At 70.6% G+C, this 18839-nt stretch carries 19 protein-coding genes; 15 read left to right on the forward strand and 4 right to left on the reverse strand.

From position 1 onward, the window contains the following. Nucleotides 1-44: 44 nt before the first annotated feature. Nucleotides 45-824, reverse strand: coding sequence for an alpha/beta fold hydrolase (locus KUM44_RS41895; protein ID WP_217215012.1), 780 nt, complete (start codon nucleotides 822-824; stop codon nucleotides 45-47). Between the two features lie 37 nt (nucleotides 825-861). After that, nucleotides 862-1185, reverse strand: a complete 324-nt coding sequence (locus KUM44_RS41900) for a DUF427 domain-containing protein (RefSeq protein ID WP_217215013.1) — start codon at nucleotides 1183-1185, stop codon at nucleotides 862-864. A gap of 50 nt (nucleotides 1186-1235) precedes the next feature. Between KUM44_RS41900 and KUM44_RS41905 the strand changes: the two genes are divergently transcribed. From KUM44_RS41905 to KUM44_RS41925, 5 genes are all read left to right on the forward strand, one after another. Continuing rightward, complete coding sequence (locus tag KUM44_RS41905; RefSeq protein WP_217215014.1) at nucleotides 1236-1775, forward strand: TIGR00730 family Rossman fold protein; 540 nt, start codon at nucleotides 1236-1238, stop codon at nucleotides 1773-1775. Between the two features lie 27 nt (nucleotides 1776-1802). Next, complete coding sequence (locus tag KUM44_RS41910; protein WP_217215015.1) at nucleotides 1803-2492, forward strand: SDR family oxidoreductase; 690 nt, start codon at nucleotides 1803-1805, stop codon at nucleotides 2490-2492. A 178-nt stretch (nucleotides 2493-2670) separates the two neighbouring features. Continuing rightward, nucleotides 2671-3672 carry a methionine synthase gene (locus KUM44_RS41915; protein ID WP_217215016.1) on the forward strand — a complete coding sequence of 334 codons (1002 nt, stop codon included), beginning with the start codon at nucleotides 2671-2673 and terminating at the stop codon, nucleotides 3670-3672. 15 nt (nucleotides 3673-3687) lie between these two features. Next, entirely contained in the window at nucleotides 3688-5883 is a 2196-nt protein-coding gene (ligA, locus tag KUM44_RS41920; RefSeq protein WP_217215017.1) for an NAD-dependent DNA ligase LigA, read from the forward strand. Nucleotides 5884-6154: 271 nt separating this feature from the next. After that, entirely contained in the window at nucleotides 6155-8389 is a 2235-nt protein-coding gene (locus KUM44_RS41925) for a bifunctional diguanylate cyclase/phosphodiesterase (protein ID WP_217215018.1), read from the forward strand. A 30-nt stretch (nucleotides 8390-8419) separates the two neighbouring features. On the opposite strand, the gene KUM44_RS41930 is transcribed toward KUM44_RS41925, so the two are convergent. Further along, on the reverse strand, nucleotides 8420-9001 hold the full coding sequence (locus KUM44_RS41930; protein WP_217215019.1) for a TetR/AcrR family transcriptional regulator: 582 nt from the start codon (nucleotides 8999-9001) through the stop codon (nucleotides 8420-8422). An 87-nt stretch (nucleotides 9002-9088) separates the two neighbouring features. On the opposite strand from KUM44_RS41930, the gene KUM44_RS41935 reads away from it, so the two are divergent. The 5 genes from KUM44_RS41935 to gatB all read left to right on the forward strand — a co-directional run bounded on the left by KUM44_RS41935 (nucleotide 9089) and on the right by gatB (nucleotide 13330). Further along, a complete protein-coding gene (locus KUM44_RS41935; RefSeq protein ID WP_217215020.1) occupies nucleotides 9089-9460 on the forward strand; it encodes a DUF4267 domain-containing protein in 372 nt (123 codons plus the stop codon). 302 nt (nucleotides 9461-9762) lie between these two features. After that, nucleotides 9763-10059, forward strand: a complete 297-nt coding sequence (gatC, locus tag KUM44_RS41940) for an Asp-tRNA(Asn)/Glu-tRNA(Gln) amidotransferase subunit GatC (RefSeq protein WP_030851400.1) — start codon at nucleotides 9763-9765, stop codon at nucleotides 10057-10059. A gap of 5 nt (nucleotides 10060-10064) precedes the next feature. Then, a complete protein-coding gene (gatA, locus tag KUM44_RS41945) occupies nucleotides 10065-11561 on the forward strand; it encodes an Asp-tRNA(Asn)/Glu-tRNA(Gln) amidotransferase subunit GatA (RefSeq protein WP_217215021.1) in 1497 nt (498 codons plus the stop codon). Continuing rightward, nucleotides 11558-11800: a hypothetical protein gene (locus KUM44_RS41950; RefSeq protein WP_079055846.1), complete on the forward strand. Its 243-nt coding sequence runs from the start codon at nucleotides 11558-11560 to the stop codon at nucleotides 11798-11800. The genes gatA and KUM44_RS41950 overlap by 4 nt, the downstream gene beginning before the upstream one ends. Nucleotides 11801-11815: 15 nt before the next feature. Further along, entirely contained in the window at nucleotides 11816-13330 is a 1515-nt protein-coding gene (gene gatB / locus KUM44_RS41955; protein ID WP_217215022.1) for an Asp-tRNA(Asn)/Glu-tRNA(Gln) amidotransferase subunit GatB, read from the forward strand. 62 nt (nucleotides 13331-13392) lie between these two features. On the opposite strand, the gene KUM44_RS41960 is transcribed toward gatB, so the two are convergent. Further along, nucleotides 13393-14196 (reverse strand): cyclopropane-fatty-acyl-phospholipid synthase family protein, encoded by an 804-nt coding sequence (locus KUM44_RS41960; RefSeq protein ID WP_217215023.1) that lies wholly within the window; start codon nucleotides 14194-14196, stop codon nucleotides 13393-13395. 188 nt (nucleotides 14197-14384) lie between these two features. Between KUM44_RS41960 and KUM44_RS41965 the strand changes: the two genes are divergently transcribed. From KUM44_RS41965 to KUM44_RS41985, 5 genes are all read left to right on the forward strand, one after another. After that, nucleotides 14385-14804, forward strand: coding sequence for a DUF1275 domain-containing protein (locus KUM44_RS41965; protein ID WP_217215024.1), 420 nt, complete (start codon nucleotides 14385-14387; stop codon nucleotides 14802-14804). 245 nt (nucleotides 14805-15049) lie between these two features. Then, nucleotides 15050-17278: an MMPL family transporter gene (locus KUM44_RS41970; RefSeq protein WP_217215025.1), complete on the forward strand. Its 2229-nt coding sequence runs from the start codon at nucleotides 15050-15052 to the stop codon at nucleotides 17276-17278. Then, entirely contained in the window at nucleotides 17256-17831 is a 576-nt protein-coding gene (locus KUM44_RS41975; RefSeq protein WP_217215026.1) for a GNAT family N-acetyltransferase, read from the forward strand. Before KUM44_RS41970 ends, KUM44_RS41975 begins: the two co-directional genes overlap by 23 nt. A gap of 35 nt (nucleotides 17832-17866) precedes the next feature. Beyond that, the gene (locus tag KUM44_RS41980; protein ID WP_217215027.1) at nucleotides 17867-18427 is read left to right on the forward strand and encodes a hypothetical protein; all 561 of its coding nucleotides are present in this window, start codon (nucleotides 17867-17869) and stop codon (nucleotides 18425-18427) included. Between the two features lie 208 nt (nucleotides 18428-18635). Further along, nucleotides 18636-18830: a hypothetical protein gene (locus KUM44_RS41985; RefSeq protein ID WP_217215028.1), complete on the forward strand. Its 195-nt coding sequence runs from the start codon at nucleotides 18636-18638 to the stop codon at nucleotides 18828-18830. Nucleotides 18831-18839 lie beyond the last annotated feature (9 nt).

Here is an 18839-nt window from a genome sequence, read left to right on the forward strand (position 1 = left end):
GACGACGGCCCGACCGCCGACCCGACCGCCGACGGGGCGCCCGGTCACTGCGCGAAGAACTCCGTCAGCACCGGTGCGAGCACGTCCGGCTCCACCATGTGGGTCTGCCCCTCAAGGCTCCGGTACGACCCGCCCGGTACCGACTGCGCGACCGCGCGTGCCGCCTCGTGCATCCACGCGGGGCTGGCGCTGCCCGCGACGGCCAGCACCGGCGCGGTGATCGACGCGAGCCGGTCCCGGGGCACCAGGCCGTCGCCCATCACGGCGTTGTCGTGGGCGAGGCTCGGTGCGATCGTCTCCATCCCGGCCCACATGGGGGACCGGCGGGCGCCCTGGATCACCTGCTCGGCCATTCCGGTCAGCCGCAGGAACAGCTCGACGGCATCCCCGCGGCGGCCCTCGCCGAGCGCCTCGGTCAGCCGCTCGGTGTACTCGGCGCGCTCCTGCGCACCGCCCTCGTACACGGCGAACGGCACCTCGTAGACCGCGCCCCGACGCACCGGCAGCCCGCTCGCCGCCGCGCGGAGCACCAGCGCGCCACCCGAGGAGGTGCCGTACAGCGACGCCTCGCCGCCCACCGCGTCGATCAGCGCGGCGAGGTCCTCGACCTCGCGCTCCACCGCGTACGGCGACGCCTCACCACTCGCGCCGCGCCCGCGTCGGTCGTACACGACGACCCTGAAGTGCTCCGACAGGGGTACGGCCAGCGGAGCCACCGTACCCCCGGTGGACATCGCCCCACTGACGAGGATCACCGCCGGGCCGTCACCGCTGGTCTCGTACGCGATGGAGGTGCCGTCGGCCGAATTGGTGTTCTTATCCATGTCTGTGGAGATTGCCGTACGGCGTGGAACTAATCGCTCACGACACTTCGACTTCGTAGAAGCAAAGGTGGTCCTTGATCTCGGACACGTCCGGCTTCGGGTCCGGGTACGACCAGACGAGGTCCGCCGCGTCCGGCAGCGACCAGTAGGAGGCCGTTCCCTTGAACGGGCAGTACGTGTGCGTGTCGGAGGGGGTCAGCAGGTCCAGGCGCACGTCCTCGGCGGGGATGTAGTAGCGCGCGGGGCAGCCCGTCTCGCGCAGGACGAGGGCGCGGTCGGTCTCCGCGAGGACCTCGTCGCCGTGAACGGCCCGTACGCGTCGCGTGCCCTGTTCGATCGTGATCGTGTGTCCATCAGCCATAACCGGAAAGCACTCGCGGACGCCGGGTTCTTCCCGCGTACGGTGGCTCCATGCGAATCTGCGTCTTCCTCTCCGCCGCCGACCTCGACGACCGCTACACACGCCCCGCGCGCGAGTTCGCGAAACTGCTGGGCAAGGGCGGGCACACGCTCGTGTGGGGCGGCTCCGACGTGGGTCTGATGAAGGTCGTGGCCGACGGCGTGCAGGAGGCGGGCGGCCGGCTGGCCGGGGTCTCCGTGGAGTTCCTGGCCGCCAAGGTGCGCCCCGGAGTCGACGAGATGGTGATCGCCAAGGACCTGGCCGAGCGCAAGAAGCTGCTCCTGGAGAAGGCCGACGCCGTCGTGATCATGGTCGGCGGCACCGGGACCCTGGACGAGGCGACCGAGATCCTGGAGCTGAAGAAGCACGGCCACACCGACAAGCCGGTCGTCCTGCTCAACACCGCGGGCTTCTACGACGGCCTGAAGGAACAGTTCCGCCGCATGGAGGACGAGGGCTTCCTGCCCCGTCCGCTGAGCGACCTGGTGTTCTTCGCGGAGGAGCCGGTGGGGGCGCTGGCCTACCTGGAGGAGAGCCGGGGAGTGGCGTGACGGTCGGCTGATGCGAGCATGGCGGGCATGGCTACACATGTGATCACCGGAGCGGGCTCCGGCATCGGCGCGGCCGTCGCCCGCCGTCTGCACACGCGCGGGGACGATCTCGTCCTCCACGCGCGCGACGCCGGCCGTGCGAAGGAGCTGGCTGCTCAGTTCCCCGGAGCGAAGACGCTGGTCGGCGACCTGGCGGACCCGGACAAGCTGTCGTGGGCCTTCTCCCACCAGTCCCTCCCCGACCGTGTGGACTCCCTGCTCCACATCGCGGGCGTCGTGGACCTCGGTCCGGTCGGCGACCTGACCCCGAAGTCCTGGCGCCACCAGCTGAACGTCAACCTGATCTCCCCGGCCGAGCTGACCCGCCACTTCCTTCCCCAGCTCCGTGCCGCCCGCGGCCACGTCCTCTTCGTGAACTCGGGCGCCGGACTCAACGCCCACGCCGACTGGTCCGCGTACGCCGCGTCCAAGCACGGTCTGAAGGCCCTCGCGGACTCCCTCCGCCACGAGGAGCACGGCAACGGTGTCCGGGTCACCACCGTCTACCCCGGCCGCACGGCGAGCCCCATGCAGGCCAAGGTCCACCAGCAGGAGGGCAAGGAGTACGACGCGTCGAAGTGGATCGACCCCGAGTCGGTCGCGACGACGATCCTCATGGCCCTGGACCTCCCGAGAGACGCGGAGGTGAACGACCTGACGGTACGTCCGGGCAGGTAACCGCAGCTCCTGGCCCCCGCCGCCCCAGACCCCGCCTCAAACGCCGGAGGGGCTGGGTATTTCAGCCCGTCCGGCGTTTGAGGACGAGGCCCGCAGGGCCGACAGCGGGGGGCTGGGGGCGCAGCCCCCAGGGACGGCACGGGTAGGGGCGGCGGGGGCGAAAACATAGGCTGCACATGTGAACGCAGATATCCGCTTCGGCGCAGCCACCGCCATCGGCTCCATGCCCGGCGTGGACGCCCGCGAGGCAGCCAAGACCGTCACCGGCTCCTTCGAGGACTTCCCCCACCTCCCCGAGCTCCCCGCCCGCGGCCCCGGCGCGGACATGATCGGCCGCACCGCGGGAATGCTCGTCGAGCTGTACGCACGCGTGGAGCCCAGCGGTTGGCGCATCGGAGACCGCCCGGGCCGGGACACCAGGCGCGCCCGCTCCTGGCTGGGCGAGGACCTCGACGCCCTGGAGGAGTTCACCCAGGGATACGAGGGGCAGCTGAAGATCCAGGCAGTCGGTCCCTGGACCTTGGCCGCCGCACTGGAGTTGAAGAACGGAGAAGTGGCCCTCTCCGACCCCGGAGCCTGCCGCGACCTCACCGCGTCCCTCGCCGAGGGCCTGCGCCTGCACCTGGAGGAGGTCCACCGCCGAGTCCCCGGCGCGCAGCTCGTCCTCCAGCTCGACGAACCGTCCCTCGTCGCCGTACTCCGCGGACAGGTCAAGTCGGCCAGCGGCTACCGCACCCACCGCGCCGTGGACCGGCAGATCGTCGAGGCCGGCCTGCGCGACGTCGTCGGGGTTCACGGCGACGGCCCCGTCGTGGTCCACTCGTGCGCACCGGACGTCCCGTTCGCCCTGCTGCGCCGGTCGGGCGCGGCGGCGGTCTCCTTCGACTTCTCCCTCCTCACCGAGCGTGACGACGACGCGATCGGCGAGGCGGTGGAAGCGGGGACGCGGCTCTTCGCCGGTGTCGTCCCGGGCACGGACGGCCGATTGTCAGACCCTGCCGGTAGCGTCATGGGTGTCAGGACGCTGTGGCGCAGGTTGGGGCTGGCACCGGGGCTTCTCACGGAGGCGGTCACCATCACGCCGTCGTGCGGACTCGCGGGCGCCTCCCCGGAGTACGCGCGCACGGCTCTCGCCCACTGCGTCCGGGCGGCGAGATCCCTCGCGGACAACCCAGAGTAACGGGAGGACAATACGGTGGCCGGCGACAAGCAGGCGGAGACGACGGCGGTGCCCGCCGAGGCCCGCGAGAAGCACGCGCAGCTGGCGGAGCAGGTCGAGGAGCACCGCTTCCGGTACTACGTGAAGGACGCGCCCGTCATCAGCGACGCGGACTTCGACAAGCTGCTGGAGGCGCTGGAGGCGCTGGAGGAGAAGCACCCGGAGCTGCGTACACCGGATTCGCCGACCCAGAAGGTCGCGGGGTCCTACGAGACGGAGTTCACGGCGGTCGAGCACCGCCAGCGGATGCTGTCGCTCGACAACACCTTCAACGACGACGAACTCGCCGCCTGGGTCGACCGCATCGCCCGGGAGCTGGGCGAGCAGGAGTACCACTTCCTGTGCGAGCTGAAGGTGGACGGCCTCGCCGTCAACCTCACCTACGAGAACGGCCGTCTCACCCGCGCGGCCACCCGTGGCGACGGCCGCACCGGTGAGGACATCACCCCGAACGTCCGCACCATCGCGGAGATCCCGGACCGTCTCCAGGGCGAGAAGGTCCCCGACCTGGTGGAGATCCGCGGCGAGGTCTACTTCCCGATGGAGAAGTTCCTCGAGCTCAACGAGCGCCTGGTCGCGGCGGGCGACAAGCCCTTCGCCAACCCCCGTAACGCCGCCGCCGGTTCGCTGCGCCAGAAGGACCCGCGCGTCACCGCCACCCGCCCGCTGCACATGGTCGTCCACGGCATCGGCGCCCTGGAGGGCTTCACGGGCATGACCCGTCTCTCCCAGGCCTACGACCTCCTCAAAACCTGGGGCCTGCCCACCTCGCGGCACAACCGCGTGGTCGACGACCTCGGCGGCGTACGGGAGTTCATCACTTACTACGGCGAGAACCGCCACTCCGTGGAGCACGAGATCGACGGAGTCGTCGTCAAGCTCGACGAGATCCGCCTCCAGGGCCGCCTCGGCTCCACCGCGCGCGCCCCACGCTGGGCGATCGCCTACAAGTACGCGCCGGAGGAGGTCAACACCAGGCTCGTCGACATCAAGGTCGGCGTCGGCCGCACCGGCCGGGTCACACCGTACGCCCAGGTCGAGCCGGTCACGGTCGCGGGCAGTGAGGTCGAGTTCGCGACCCTGCACAACCAGGAGGTCGTCAAGGCCAAGGGCGTGCTCATCGGCGACACCGTGGTCATCCGCAAGGCCGGCGACGTCATCCCGGAGATCCTCGGCCCGGTCGTCGACCTGCGCGACGGCAGCGAGCGGGAGTTCGTGATGCCGAGTGAGTGCCCCGAGTGCGGTACGGCGCTCAGGCCCATGAAGGAGGGCGACATCGACCTCCGCTGCCCCAACGCCCGTACCTGCCCTGCCCAGTTGCGCGAACGCGTCTCCTATCTCGCGGGCCGTGAGTGCCTGGACATCGAGCACTTCGGTGGGGTGGCCGCCGCGGCGCTCACCCGTCCGCTGGAGCCGGCCGACCCGCCGCTGGTCGACGAGGGCGACCTGTTCGACCTGACGGTGGAGAAGCTGCTACCCATCAAGGCCTATGTCCTCGACCAGGACAGCGGTCTGCCCAAGCGCGACCCCAAGACGGGCGAGGAGAAGGTCGTCACGGTCTTCGCCAACCAGAAGGGTGAGCCGAAGAAGAACACCCTCGCGCTGCTGGAGCACATCGAAGCGGCCAAGCAGCGCCCGCTCGCCCGGTTCCTCAACGGGCTGTCCATCCGCCATGTCGGGCCGGTGGCGGCGCAGGCCCTCGCGCGCGAGTTCCGCTCGGTCGACCGCATCGAACAGGCCACTGAGGAGGAGCTGGCGGCGACCGACGGTGTCGGGCCCATCATCGCCGCCGCGCTCAAGGAGTGGTTCGCCGAGGACTGGCACCGCGAGATCGTCCGTAAGTGGAAGGCCGCCGGGGTCCCGCTGGAGGAGCAGTCGACCGGCGAGGACGAGGGGCCACGTCCGCTGGAAGGGCTTACCGTCGTCGTCACCGGCACGCTGGAGCAGTTCACCCGCGACGGCGCCAAGGAGGCGTTGCAGAGTCGCGGAGCGAAAGTGACCGGTTCCGTTTCGAAGAAGACATCTTTCGTGGTGGTGGGTGACAGTCCGGGGTCCAAGTACGACAAGGCCATGCAGCTCAAGGTGCCTGTTCTGAACGAGGACGGCTTCACCGTTCTCCTGGAACAGGGACCGGACGCGGCGGCCGAAGTTGCTCTCCCCACGGGGGAGTAGCGGTTGAAGGCCCCCCGATCGGCGCATACCAGATGCATACGGGTGCCTGGGGCGCATTCGGGCAACCGTCGACGACCGCTGCCCGTGGAAGCCTTCTGCGGCCTACTGTTGAGGTGTGCGCCTGCCGTGCCCAGCTGCGGTTGGGGCATCCCCTTGCTCTTCACGAGCCTTGAAGGACGGGGGAAGGGTTTTCCAACGCGGTGCCGTTGAAGGTTGTTGTCGGGCATCGGGCCGCGTGGCGTGGGCACCGCCGGCTGTGAGAGGGACGGGAATGGAACCGACCGAGAGCGCCGCCCCCGACTCACGGCTGCGCCGGATGGCCGGCGCGTGGCGGGGATGGGCGGCGCGAAGCGCGGAGCGTTCGCGCATGGAAAGAGACGCCACGAGCGGCACCGGGCAGCGCACCGCGGCGGACGGCCACGCCTCCGTGCGGCTCGACGCCGAACGCACCGCCGGGCTGCCCGACTCCGACCACGGCGGGCACCTGTCCTGGCCCGCGCTGCCCGCGGCCGTCGTCGCGGCGGCCGGGTTCGTCCTCGGCGCCGGGTTCTACCGGGCGTTCACCGGCGACCACGCCCTCTTCCCGTCCGGCACCGTCGGCTGGTCCCTGGCCGTGCTGACCGGCATCATCGTCGGCCACCTGGTCGCACTCGGCCGCGCCCGCTGGTGGGGCGGCACCGGCTCCGGCGCCGCCCTCACCCTCGCCGTGCTGATGCTGTACGGCTGGGTCCCCGCCGGCATGGTCAGCCTCACCGTGGTGGTGCTGGTCGGCATCGCCCGCCGGGGCCGCTGGCGGCAGGGCGTGCTGCACGGCGCGGTGGACATCCTCGGCATCGCCGCCGGCGCCCTGGTGCTGGCCGCCTTCGGCCGCGTGCCGACCGTCGAGACCCCCTGGGACCCGGACACCTGGACGCTCTACACCGCACCCGGCGTGGTGCTCGTCGCCGCCGCCTATCTCGCGGTCACCCGGGTTCTGCTCTGGTATCTGAACGCCCCGCGCGGCGGCCTGCCCACCGTCGCCCGCACCGCCCTGGTCCGACAGGGCCTGGTCGCGGTCGCGCTGCTCGGCATCGCGCCGCTGGTGTGTGTGGTCGCCCTCGCCAAGCCCCTGCTGCTGCCGCTGTTCGCCATCCCGCTCATCGCCCTCGACTCCACCCTGTGGATCGCTCGGGCGCGCGCGGAGGAGCAGCTGCGCGACCCGCTGACCGGGCTGCCCAACCGGCAGTGGCTGCTGGAACGGATCTGGACCGCGCTCGACGACGCCGAGCGCATCGGCGCCCGGTCCGCCCTGATGCTGATCGACCTCGACCGTTTCCGATCGGTCAACGACACGCTCGGTCATCTCGCCGGAGACCGGTTGCTGTTGCAGATAGCAGACCGGCTGCGCCTCGCCCTGCCGCGCGGAGCGGAGGCCGCACGGCTCGGCGGCGACGAGTTCGCCGTCTTACTGCCGGTCGCCGACTCCACGACGTCCGCGACCCGGGTGGCCCGCAGTCTGGTCGCCGCCCTCAGCTCCCCGCTCGACCTCGACGGCCTCACCCTGGTGCTGGAAGCCAGTGCCGGCGTCGCGGTCTTCCCCGACCACGCCCTTGACGCGGAGGGGTTGCTGCGGCGCGCGGACGTGGCGATGTACCAGGCGAAGCGGGACCGTACGGGCGTAGAGGTCTACGAGTCGAAGCGGGACTCGAACACCCCGGACCGGCTGGGCCTGCTGGGGGATCTGCGCCGCGCCCTGGACGCGCACGAGGTCGAGCTGCACTACCAGCCGAAGGTCCGCTTCGACGGTCAGGTCGCCGGCCTGGAGGCCCTGGTGCGCTGGGTGCATCCGGAGCGCGGGAAGGTGCCGCCGGACGAGTTCATAGCGATCGCCGAGACGTCGGGGCTGATGCCGCATCTCACGGAGTACGTGCTGGAGACGGCGCTCGGGCAGGTGGCGCGGTGGCGTGCCCAGGGCCTGTACGTGCCGGTCGCGGTCAACGTCTCTCCCCGCGACGTCCACACCCCCGGATTCGCCGGCTCCGTCGCAGCGCGGCTCGCCCGGCACGGCGTCCCGGCGGGAGCGCTCCAACTGGAGATAACGGAACACGTCCTGCTGGAGGACCCGCAGCGCGCCGCCGACACCCTCGCCGGGCTGACCGGGCACGGCGTGAAGATGTCCCTGGACGACTTCGGCACCGGCTACTCCTCCCTCGTGCACCTCAGACGCCTGCCCGTGAGCGAGCTGAAGATCGACCGCTCGTTCGTGGCGCGGCTCGCGGTGGACAACGAGGACGCGGAGATCGTGCGCTGCACCGTCGACCTGGCGCACTCCCTGGGCCTGCTCGTGGTCGCCGAGGGCGTCGAGGACGACGAGACCTGGGAACGCCTGCGGGACCTGCGCTGTGACGCCGTACAGGGGTGGCTGGTCGCGGCGGCGATGCCGCCGGAGGAGACCACGGCGTGGCTGCTGGCCCGCGGCTCCCGGGGTTGGCAGCGGCCCCGCGCCGCACTGCCCGCCGCCGAGTGACTTCCGTCGACGGCCGACGCCTCGCCCCCGCTACACCCCCGCCGTGAAGTGCCGCGTCAGCAGCTCCAGTCGCCGCTGATGCGCCCCCTCCGGTAGCCGGCCGCTGCGCGTCAGGGTCACCAGGCCGTGCAGGGCGGCCCAGTACGTCTCCGTGAGCAGACCGGGATCGTCGCCCTCGGCGGCGATCGGCCCGACCGCCGCCAGCAGCTCGCCGAAGGCCTCCTGGAGGGCCGCCGGGGCCTCGGGCGTGGCGAACGGCAGATCCACCCGATGGGTGAACATCGCGTCGTACAGGGCCGGTCGGCGCCGTGCGAACGCCGTGTACGCCTCGCCCACCGCCGCCAGCGCCCCGCGCCTGCCCTTCGCCGCCGTCCGGGCCGTACGCAACTCGGCGGCCATCTCGGCGCAGCCCTGCACCGCGACCGCCGCCATGATCGCGTCCTTGCCCTTGAAGTGGCTGTAGAGGACGGGCTGGCTGTACTCGATCTCGGCCGCCAGCCGACGCGTGGTGACCGCCTCCCAGCCCTCGGCCTCCGCCAGCTCCCGCGCGGCCGTGACGATCAGCCGCTCGCGTTCCGCTCGTTCGCGCTCCCGGCGCGTCTGGATCGACATACCAGGAATTCTAGCAGTGCTAGCCATCCTGTCGCCGCTCTGCTAGCTTCGCTCCTGTCCCTAGCGTTGCTAGCGAGGAGTGAAGACATGACCGTGACCGCGTACACCCTGGCCGTCGTGCTCGATCTGTTCTGTGTGTTCCTCGGGTACCGGTTCCTGTTCCAGCCCGCCTCGGCCGCCACCGGCTACGGCGTCCCGGCCCGGCCGGACGGCGACGCCGGCGCCTACCTCTCGATCAAGGGCCTGCGCGACGGCACCTTCGGCCTGCTGGGCCTGGCGCTGCTGTTCTTCGTCGGCGCCCGCGCCGAGGCCTGGTTCATGCTCGCCGTGGCGATCGTGCCGCTCTTCGACACGCTGATAGTGCTGCGGCACGGCGGTACGAAGGCCGTCGCCTTCGGCATTCACTTCGCCACGGCGATCGTCGTACTCATCAGCGCCGTCCTGCTGTTCCTCGTCTGAGACCGAGTCCGGACGGGCGCCGCCGGTGACCGCGAACGGGGCCCGGCGAAACCGTTTAACGGGCACGGTCCCCCGCCCCATAGGATTGGGGCCAGTCGTCCCATTCCCGTCTGTCGCGCGACGCCTGGCACGCACGCTCGCCGCGTTGCCGAATCGTCCACGTGGCTCCGCCACGAGGACGCTCCGGCGCTTTGCGATCGCACGCACCAGACACCGCGCGACCCGCCCTACGGGCGGACGACGGGAATGGGACGACTAGCCCCAGCCCCAAACCACACACACTCACCCCAGAGGATCGCTGCATGCCTGGCATCACGCGCGAGGAGGTCGCCCACCTCGCCCGGCTGGCGCGTCTGGAGCTGAAGCCCGAAGAGCTCGAGCACTTCGCGGGACAGCTGGACGACATCATCGGCGCGGTCGCACGCGTCAGTGAGGTCGCCGACCAAGACGTACCGCCGACCTCGCACCCGCTCCCGCTGACGAACGTCATGCGCAAGGACGAGGTCCGTCCCTCGCTCACCCCCGAGCAGGCGCTCTCCGGCGCCCCGGCCCAGGAGCAGCAGCGTTTCAAGGTGCCGCAGATCCTGGGGGAGGACTAACCGCCATGACGGACAACATCATCAAGCTCACGGCCGCCGAGACCGCCGCGAAGATCGCTTCCGGTGAGCTCACTGCCGTGCAGGTCACCGAGGCGCACCTCGCCCGTATCGAGGCCGTCGACGAGAAGGTGCACGCCTTCCTGTACGTCGACCGCGAGGGCGCCCTGGCCCAGGCGCGTGCCGTCGACGAGAAGCGGGAGAAGGGCGAGAAGCTCGGACCGCTCGCCGGTGTTCCCCTCGCCCTCAAGGACATCTTCACCACCGAGGGCATCCCGACGACCGTCGGTTCGAAGATCCTGGAAGGGTGGATTCCGCCGTACGACGCCACCCTCACCAAGCGCCTCAAGGCCGCTGACGTCGTCATCCTCGGCAAGACCAACATGGACGAGTTCGCCATGGGGTCGTCGACGGAGAACAGCGCCTACGGGCCGACCGGCAACCCCTGGGACCTCACCAAGATCCCCGGCGGCTCCGGCGGTGGCTCGTCCGCCGCGCTCGCCTCCTTCCAGGCACCCCTCGCCATCGGCACCGACACCGGCGGCTCCATCCGCCAGCCGGCCGCCGTCACCGGCACGGTCGGTGTGAAGCCGACGTACGGGGCCGTCTCGCGCTACGGCATGGTCGCGTTCTCCAGCTCGCTGGACCAGGGCGGGCCCTGTGCGCGTACGGTGCTCGATGCGGCGCTCCTGCACGAGGTCATCGCCGGGCACGACCCGCTGGACTCGACGTCCATCGACGCCCCGGTCCCGCCGGTCGTCGAGGCCGCCCGCAACGGCAGCGTCCAGGGCATGCGCGTCGGCGTCGTCAAGCAGTTCCGCGGCGAGGGCTACCAGGCCGGCGTCATCCAGCGTTTCGACGAGTCCGTCGAGCTCCTCAAGGAGCTGGGCGCGGAGATCGTCGAGCTGGACTGCCCGTCCTTCGACCTCGCGCTCTCCGCGTACTACCTGATCGCGCCCTCCGAGTGCTCCTCCAACCTCGCCCGCTTCGACGGCCTGCGCTACGGCCTGCGGACCGGCGACGACGGCTCGAACTCCGCCGAGGCGGTCACGTCGCTCACCCGTGAGGCGGGCTTCGGCCCCGAGGTCAAGCGCCGCATCATGCTCGGCACGTACGCCCTGTCGAGCGGGTACTACGACGCGTACTACGGCTCCGCGCAGAAGGTCCGTACGCTCATCACCCGCGACTTCGAGAAGGCCTTCGAGCAGGTCGACGTCATCGTCTCGCCGACGACGCCGACCACCGCCTTCGCGATCGGCGAGCGGGCCGACGACCCGATGGCGATGTACCTCGCGGACCTCTGCACCATCCCGACGAACCTCGCGGGCAACGCGGCCATGTCGCTGCCCTGCGGTCTCGCACCGGAGGACAACCTCCCGGTCGGCCTCCAGATCATCGCCCCGGCGCTGAAGGACGACCGGCTGTACAAGGTCGGGGCGGCCGTCGAGGCGGCCTTCGTGGAAAAGTGGGGGCACCCGCTGATCGAGGAGGCTCCGTCGCTGTGAGTAAGGCAATGTCCAAGGCCAAGGGCTTCAAGAACTCCAAGTCCGGTCTGTACCTGTCCATGGCCACCACCGCGTTCGGTGCGGTCAACGTCGTCAAGCAGGCCAAGAAGGCCCGCGTGGAGAGCGACACGCTCCGTCTGATCGACGCCGCCGTGTCCGCCACCGCGATCGTCACCGGACTCGCCATCCTCTACCGCGAGCTGAAGCGGCTGGGCGACGACGACGTCCTGCTGGGCTGAGAGGGAAGTTTCACCGTGACCACCACGACCGACCTGGTGTCGTACGAGGACGCACTCGCGTCGTACGACCCCGTCATGGGCCTTGAGGTCCATGTCGAACTCGGCACCAAGACCAAGATGTTCTGCGGTTGCTCGACCGAACTCGGTCAGGACGCCAACACGCAGACCTGCCCCGTCTGCCTCGGCCTGCCCGGCGCGCTCCCGGTCGTCAACGCGACCGGCGTCGAGTCCGCGATCAAGATCGGTCTCGCGCTGAACTGCGAGATCGCCGAGTGGTGCCGTTTCGCCCGGAAGAACTACTTCTATCCGGACATGCCGAAGAACTTCCAGACCTCCCAGTACGACGAGCCGATCGCCTTCAACGGCTATCTCGACGTACAGCTGGAGGACGGCGAGACCTTCCGCGTGGAGATCGAGCGTGCGCATATGGAGGAGGACACCGGCAAGTCGACCCACGTCGGCGGCGCGACGGGCCGTATCCACGGCGCCTCGCACTCGCTGCTGGACTACAACCGCGCCGGCATCCCGCTCATCGAGATCGTCACCAAGCCGATCGAGGGCGCGGGCGAGCGGGCTCCCGAGGTGGCGAAGGCGTACGTCCGTGAGCTGCGCGAGCTCATCAAGGCGCTCGGTGTGTCGGAAGCCCGCATGGAGATGGGGCAGATGCGCTGCGACGTGAACCTGTCGCTGCGCCCGAACGGCACCGAGAAGTTCGGTACCCGCTCGGAGACGAAGAACGTCAACTCGCTGCGGTCCGTGGAGCGCGCGGCCCGCTTCGAGATCCAGCGTCACGCGGCCGTGCTGTCGTCCGGCGGGACGATCATCCAGGAGACCCGGCACTTCCACGAGGACACCGGGTCGACGACCTCGGGACGTGTGAAGGAAGAGGCCGAGGACTACCGGTACTTCCCCGAGCCGGACCTGGTGCCGGTGGCCCCCTCGCGCGAGTGGGTCGAGGAGATCCGGGCGGCCCTGCCCGAGCTGCCGCTGGCCCGTCGTACCCGGCTCCTCGCGGAGTGGGGCATCTCGGCCACCGACATGCAGGCGATCCTCAACGCCGGTGCGCTGGACCCGATCGTCGCCACGATCGACGCCGGTGCCGACGCCGCGTCCGCGCGTAAGTGGTGGATGGGCGAACTGGCGCGCAGCGCCAACGAGTCGGGCAAGGCGCTGGACGAGCTGGCCATCACGCCGGAGCAGGTCGCCAGGGTCACGGCCCTGGTCAACGAGGGCTCCCTGAACGACAAGCTGGCCCGCCAGGTCATCGAGGGCGTCCTCGCGGGCGAAGGCACCCCGGACGAGGTCGTCGACAAGCGCGGTCTGAAGGTCGTCTCCGACGAGGGCGCCCTGGGTGCCGCCGTCGACGAGGCCATCGCCGGCAACCCGGGCATCGCCGACAAGATCCGCTCCGGCAAGGTCGCCGCGGCCGGCGCCCTGGTCGGCGCGGTCATGAAGGCGACTCGCGGTCAGGCGGACGCGGCGCGCGTCAAGGAGCTGATCCTGGAGAAGCTGGGTGTGAGTGAGGGCTGAGCCCAGTTCCCACACAGCCGCTGGGGTGATGCACCGGACCTGGTGCATCACCCCAGCTGTGCTCAGATACGGCGTCCTGTGACCCGTACGAAACCGAGATGGCGGCCCTCGTCGATCCGCAGCATCTCGGCGGAGCGTCGGGACATGTCCCGATGGAACGCCTCGGGGCTCTCCTCGGCGCACGCCTCGCTCCACAGCAGCCAGTCGCGCCAGCCGTCGGCCAGCCAGTCGGCCGTCTCGACCTCCACGACGCCGGTGCGCGTCCAGTTGCGCCGCCACCAGTCGGCGGTGTGGAACGCCCAGAATCCCGGATCGCCGAACGCCGCCAGATGCTGCGGCAGTTCGACGCCCTCCAGCTCCTCGCGGAGCGCGGGCACGACGACACCGATCCGCCCGCCCGGCTTCAGCAGCCGGGCCAGCGTGGGCAGGTACAGGTCGTTGGTTCCGAAGTAGTGGTACGCGTCGATGCTCACGATCGCGTCGAAGCTGCCCTCGGCGAACGGCAGGTCGTGGGCCTCGGCGTGCACGGGCAGCACCCGGTCGCCGAAGCCGGCCTCGGCGATGCGCCGGGCGTTGTCGTCGGGCTTGATCCACAGGTCGGCGGCGGTGACCTGGGCGTCGTACTCCCTGGCCAGGAAGACCGAGGTCATCGCCCGGCCGCAGCCCAGGTCGAGGACGCGGGCGCAGGGGCGCAGGGCGTCCAGGCCGAGGGCGGGGGCCAGCCACTCCAGCAGCCACAGTGCGTTCGGGCCCATCTGGTTCTCGATGACCCAGCGGACGTCGTAGCTGTTGCTGCGCGGGTAGCGGGCGTGGGTCAGCCGCTTGGTGAGGTCCTCATCCGAGGTCCTCGGGGTGATGTCTGGCATCGGTGAACGGGCTCCTTGAGTCCGGGGAAGCGGAAAGGGATACGGAGGAGCTCGGTCGGACGCTCAAACAATGCACCTGCCCAGGTCGGCGGCGGTGTGCCGCGGGAACAGCGGACCTTCGGACGCTAGCAGCCCGCCCCTCGGACCGGCATCCGATTTACCGGCGCGACGCGCTACGCTCGCCCGCCATGAGTGGACGCGGTGATTCCGAGATATCCGAGACGCGGAAGGAGCAGTCCGAGAAGCCTGAGCACAACCACGCCGAGGAGCTGGTGGACGCCGAGGAACCGGACGACCCAGAAGGTCCGGCGGACGACGTCGAAGATCCGGCGGACGGCGAAGAAGACCTCGACGAGCCGGCGCAGGTCGCGCGGCGGGCCCGTTGGACCGCGGCCGTGACCGGGGCGCTCCTCGCCCTCGCGGGGCTGGCCGCCTCGACGCTCCGGGCCACCGGTTCCGCTCCGGTTCTCGTCCCGGCCGCCTATGCACTCGGCGCCGCCGTCTGCGCGCTCGCCGCGTTCCTCGGCTCGCGCGGCCGTACCCGGCGGGCCCTGTGGCTGCTTGTCACCGGGGTGATGGTGATGGCGCTGGGGGACCAGTTCGACTGAGAAGTTCCCGGTACGACCGCGCAATTCTGTGAGAGACGCCACCTGCGACGACAGAGTGGCCGTTGCTGTCCTGTGACCTGCCTCCCACTTGTGTGAATAAACCCACGAACGAGGCAAATGATCACTGGCGCCTGCGAGAGTTTGCTTCACATCGCTCATGCGTTCTTTGCGGGCTGTTCACTTCATGAACGACGTTTCGGCGTCTCCCGGTCAAAGATCCACATAACGCCCCCGGGAGCACGTTCGTGGCAGCCCTTGCACGCTGGTGTGTCCAACGCCGCCTCGTCGCCGTACTGCTCTGGCTCCTCGCCTTCGGCGGGGTGACCGCGGCCGCCGCCGTGACCGGCTCCGCGTACTCGAACGACTACGAGGTTCCCGGTACCGAATCGGGCCGCGCCACCCAGCTGTTGCGGGACGGCTTCCCGGGACTCGGCGGCGACAGCGACACCGTCGTCTGGCACACCGCGTCCGGCACCGTCCGCGCCGCCGACGTCGAACAGACCATGACGCGCACCCTCGGCGACATCGCGGAGCTGCCCGGGGTCGCCGCCGTGGGCAGCCCGTACGACAAGCAGGGCGCCGCCCAGATCAGCGAGGACGGGCACACGGCGTACGCCACCGTCACCTTCGACGCCGGCGCCGAGAGCCTCGGCAAGGGCGAGGCACAGGCCGTCGTGAGCGCGGCCAAGTCCGCCGAGGCCGACGGGCTCCAGGTGGAGCTCGGCGGCAGCGCCGTCGGGCTCACCGAGTCGCCGCAGGGGCACATCGCCGAGGTCGTCGGCGTGGCCGTGGCCGCCGCCGTACTCTTCCTCGCCTTCGGATCGCTCGCCGCCTCCCTGCTGCCGATCGCCACCGCGCTGGTGAGCGTGGGCACCGCGTACGCCGGCACAGCGCTGCTCGGGCACGCCATGACCGTGGCCGACTTCGCGCCCATGCTCGGCATGCTCATCGGGCTCGGCGTCGGCATCGACTACGCGCTGTTCATCGTCACCCGGCACCGGCGCGGCCTGAAACGCGGCCTGCCCGTCACCGAGTCGATCACCAACGCCGTGGCGACCACCGGACGGGCCGTCGTCTTCGCGGGCGCGACCGTGTGCATCGCCCTGCTCGGGATGCTGATCCTTCAGCTGAGCTTCCTCAACGGCGTCGCGATAGCCGCGTCCCTGACCGTGATCCTGACGGTCGCCGCCTCCGTGACCCTGCTGCCCGCCCTGCTGTCCTTCATCGGGATGCGCGCCCTGAGCCGACGCGAGCGACGCCGGCTGACGGAGCACGGGCCCGAGCCCGAGCTGCCGACCGGGTTCGCCGCCCGCTGGTCGGCGTTCGTGGAGCGCCACCCCAGAACGCTCGGCGTGATCGCCCTGGCCGTCATCACCGTCCTCGCCCTGCCCACCCTCGGCCTGCGCCTGGGCACCTCCGACCAGGGCAACAACCCGGAGTCCTCCACCACCCGCCAGGCCTACGACCTCCTCGCCGACGGCTTCGGCCCCGGCGTGAACGGCCCGCTCACCCTGGTCACCGAGATCGACGGCGGCGACGACAAGCTCGCCCTCGACAACCTCGACGCGCGCCTGCGCACCACCGACGGCGTCGCGTCGGTGACCCCGGTGACGTACAACACCGGCGGCGACACCGCGTATCTCACCGTCGTACCCGACTCCTCCCCGCAGTCACGGCAGACCAGCGACCTCGTCGACCGGCTGCGCGACGAGGTCCTGCCGCGCGCCGAGACCGGCACCTCGCTCGACGTGCAGGTCGGCGGCATGACCGCCGGCTACGACGACTTCGCCGAGGTGATCGTCGGCAAGCTGCCGCTGTTCGTCGGCGTCGTCATCGGCCTGGGCTGTCTGCTGCTCCTGCTCGCCTTCCGGTCCGTCGGCATCCCGCTGAAGGCCGCCGCGATGAACGTGGCGGCCGTCGCAGCCGCCTTCGGTGTCGTCGTCGCGATCTTCCAGTGGGGCTGGGGCAGCGAGCTGCTGGGCCTGGGCCGTGCGGGCCCGATCGAGCCGTTCCTCCCGGTCATCATGGTGTCCGTCCTCTTCGGCCTCTCCATGGACTACCAGGTCTTCCTGGTCAGCCGGATGTACGAGGAGTGGCTGGAGACCGGCGACAACCGGCGGGCCGTCCGGATCGGCCTCGCGGAGACCGGCCGGGTGATCAACTCCGCCGCGGTCATCATGATCTCGGTCTTCCTCGCCTTCGTCCTCAGCGGCGACCGCGTGATCGCCATGTTCGGCATCGCCCTCGCCGCCGCGGTCGCCCTCGACGCCTTCGTTCTGCGCACCCTCCTCGTCCCCGCCCTGATGCACCTGCTCGGCGGCGCCAACTGGTGGCTGCCCCGCTGGCTCGACCGGCGCCTGCCCCGCATCAGCATCGAACCGCCCGAGTCCCGCGCCGCCCATGAGAGGCTCACCGACGTCGTGTCGGAACTGGAGAAGGAGCAACGGGGCGATGTACGCGATACCGCTGGGTGATGACGGAGCCGAGCTCAGGCCCCTGGAGCCGTGGCACGCCGAGGAGTTCCTGGCACACCTGGAGCGGGGCCGGGAGTTCATCGGGCAGTACATCCCGTTCGGCTCGAACGCCACCGACCCGGCGTCGGCACGCGAGACCCTCCAGCGGTACGCCGACCTGCGCGCCGCGGACACGGCGTCGTACCACGGCATCTGGCTGGACGGAAAACTCGTCGGCGGCGTCCTCACCCTGAACTTCGACGCGGCCACCGGCAACTGCGAGGTCGGGTGCTGGCTGGAGCCCGCCGCGACCGGACGCGGGCTCATCACCCGGGCGATGCGGGTACTGATCGACTGGGCGGTCGAGAAGCGCGGCATCCACCGCGTCGAATGGGTCGCGGCGTCCGGCAACACGCCCAGCCTGAACGTCGCCCGGCGGCTCGGCATGACCCGCGACGGCGTACGCCGCGAGGCCCACCCCTATGGTGGGGTGCGGCACGACCTGGAGGTGTGGTCGATCCTCGCCCCTCAGTGGCGCGAAGCACGCGCGCGTGCCGAGCAGAAGGATCATTAAGACACTTCTCAGAGAGCGTCCGTACGGTGCGAGACATGGGAACGAAGACAGTGGACGAGACCGCGACCGAGACCAAGACCGACGACGAGACCGTGGACGTCACCAAGGCGACCGAGGCCGAGACCGAGACCGAGACCGAGGCCGTCGACGGGGACGAGCACGAGGAGGTGGCCGCCGAGGCGACGGAAGCGGCGCCCTCCGGCGTCGGCCAGGGCGCGGCCGCGGTCGTCTCCGCGGCGCTCGGCCTCGTCTCCCTGAACGGCAGCTGGCTCGGTACGGTGGCCGCTGAGCGGCAGTCCGTCGTGGCCCAGCTGGAATCCGCGACGTCGAATTCCCCGGACGTCGCCAAGCTGCTGGATGACAGGTACGGGGATGTCTGGCATGTCACCGCCCTGAGCGCGGGCGCGTTCGCCCTGGCCGCGCTGATCGTCGGCGTCCTCGTGCTCGTCCGGCCCGCGTTCGGTGCGCCGGGCAAGCCGCAGCCCGTATGGATCAAGTCGGTCGCCTGGGGCGGCGTCTCGCTGGGCGTCATCGGCCTGCTGCTGGCTGTGCTCAAGTACACCGACATCCTGCTCGGCGTGCCATCAGTGGGCTGAGTCACCTCAGGTCCCTGAGGGGCCTCAGGGCCGCCGTAAGCACTTCGGACGGCGCCCTGAGGCCCCTCACGCGCGTCTAAGGCCCCGTCGGCGGCCCGAAGATGCGGAACTCTCCCGATGTGGCGGACCCCCCTGGCGGACGAAGGTTGAGGCATGGGCGTAACGACGCCAATACCCGCCTCTCACCAGGGAAGACGAGGGACCTGCCATGCACGGCTACGAACTCCACCACCTCCGCTCCGCCGAACTGATCCGCCAGGCCGAGCACGACCGCCAGGCCCGCGAGGCGGTGCGCCTGCGCCGCGCCGCCCGCCGCGAGGCCGCGGAACGCTCCACTGAGGGTGCGGCGACGGAGGAACATACGTCCCGCTTCCGCAGGCACCGGCAGCCACGCACCGCGTGATGGCCGATG

Source organism: Streptomyces sp. AC550_RSS872, from assembly GCF_019049285.1.
Taxonomy (GTDB): Bacteria; Actinomycetota; Actinomycetes; order Streptomycetales; family Streptomycetaceae; genus Streptomyces.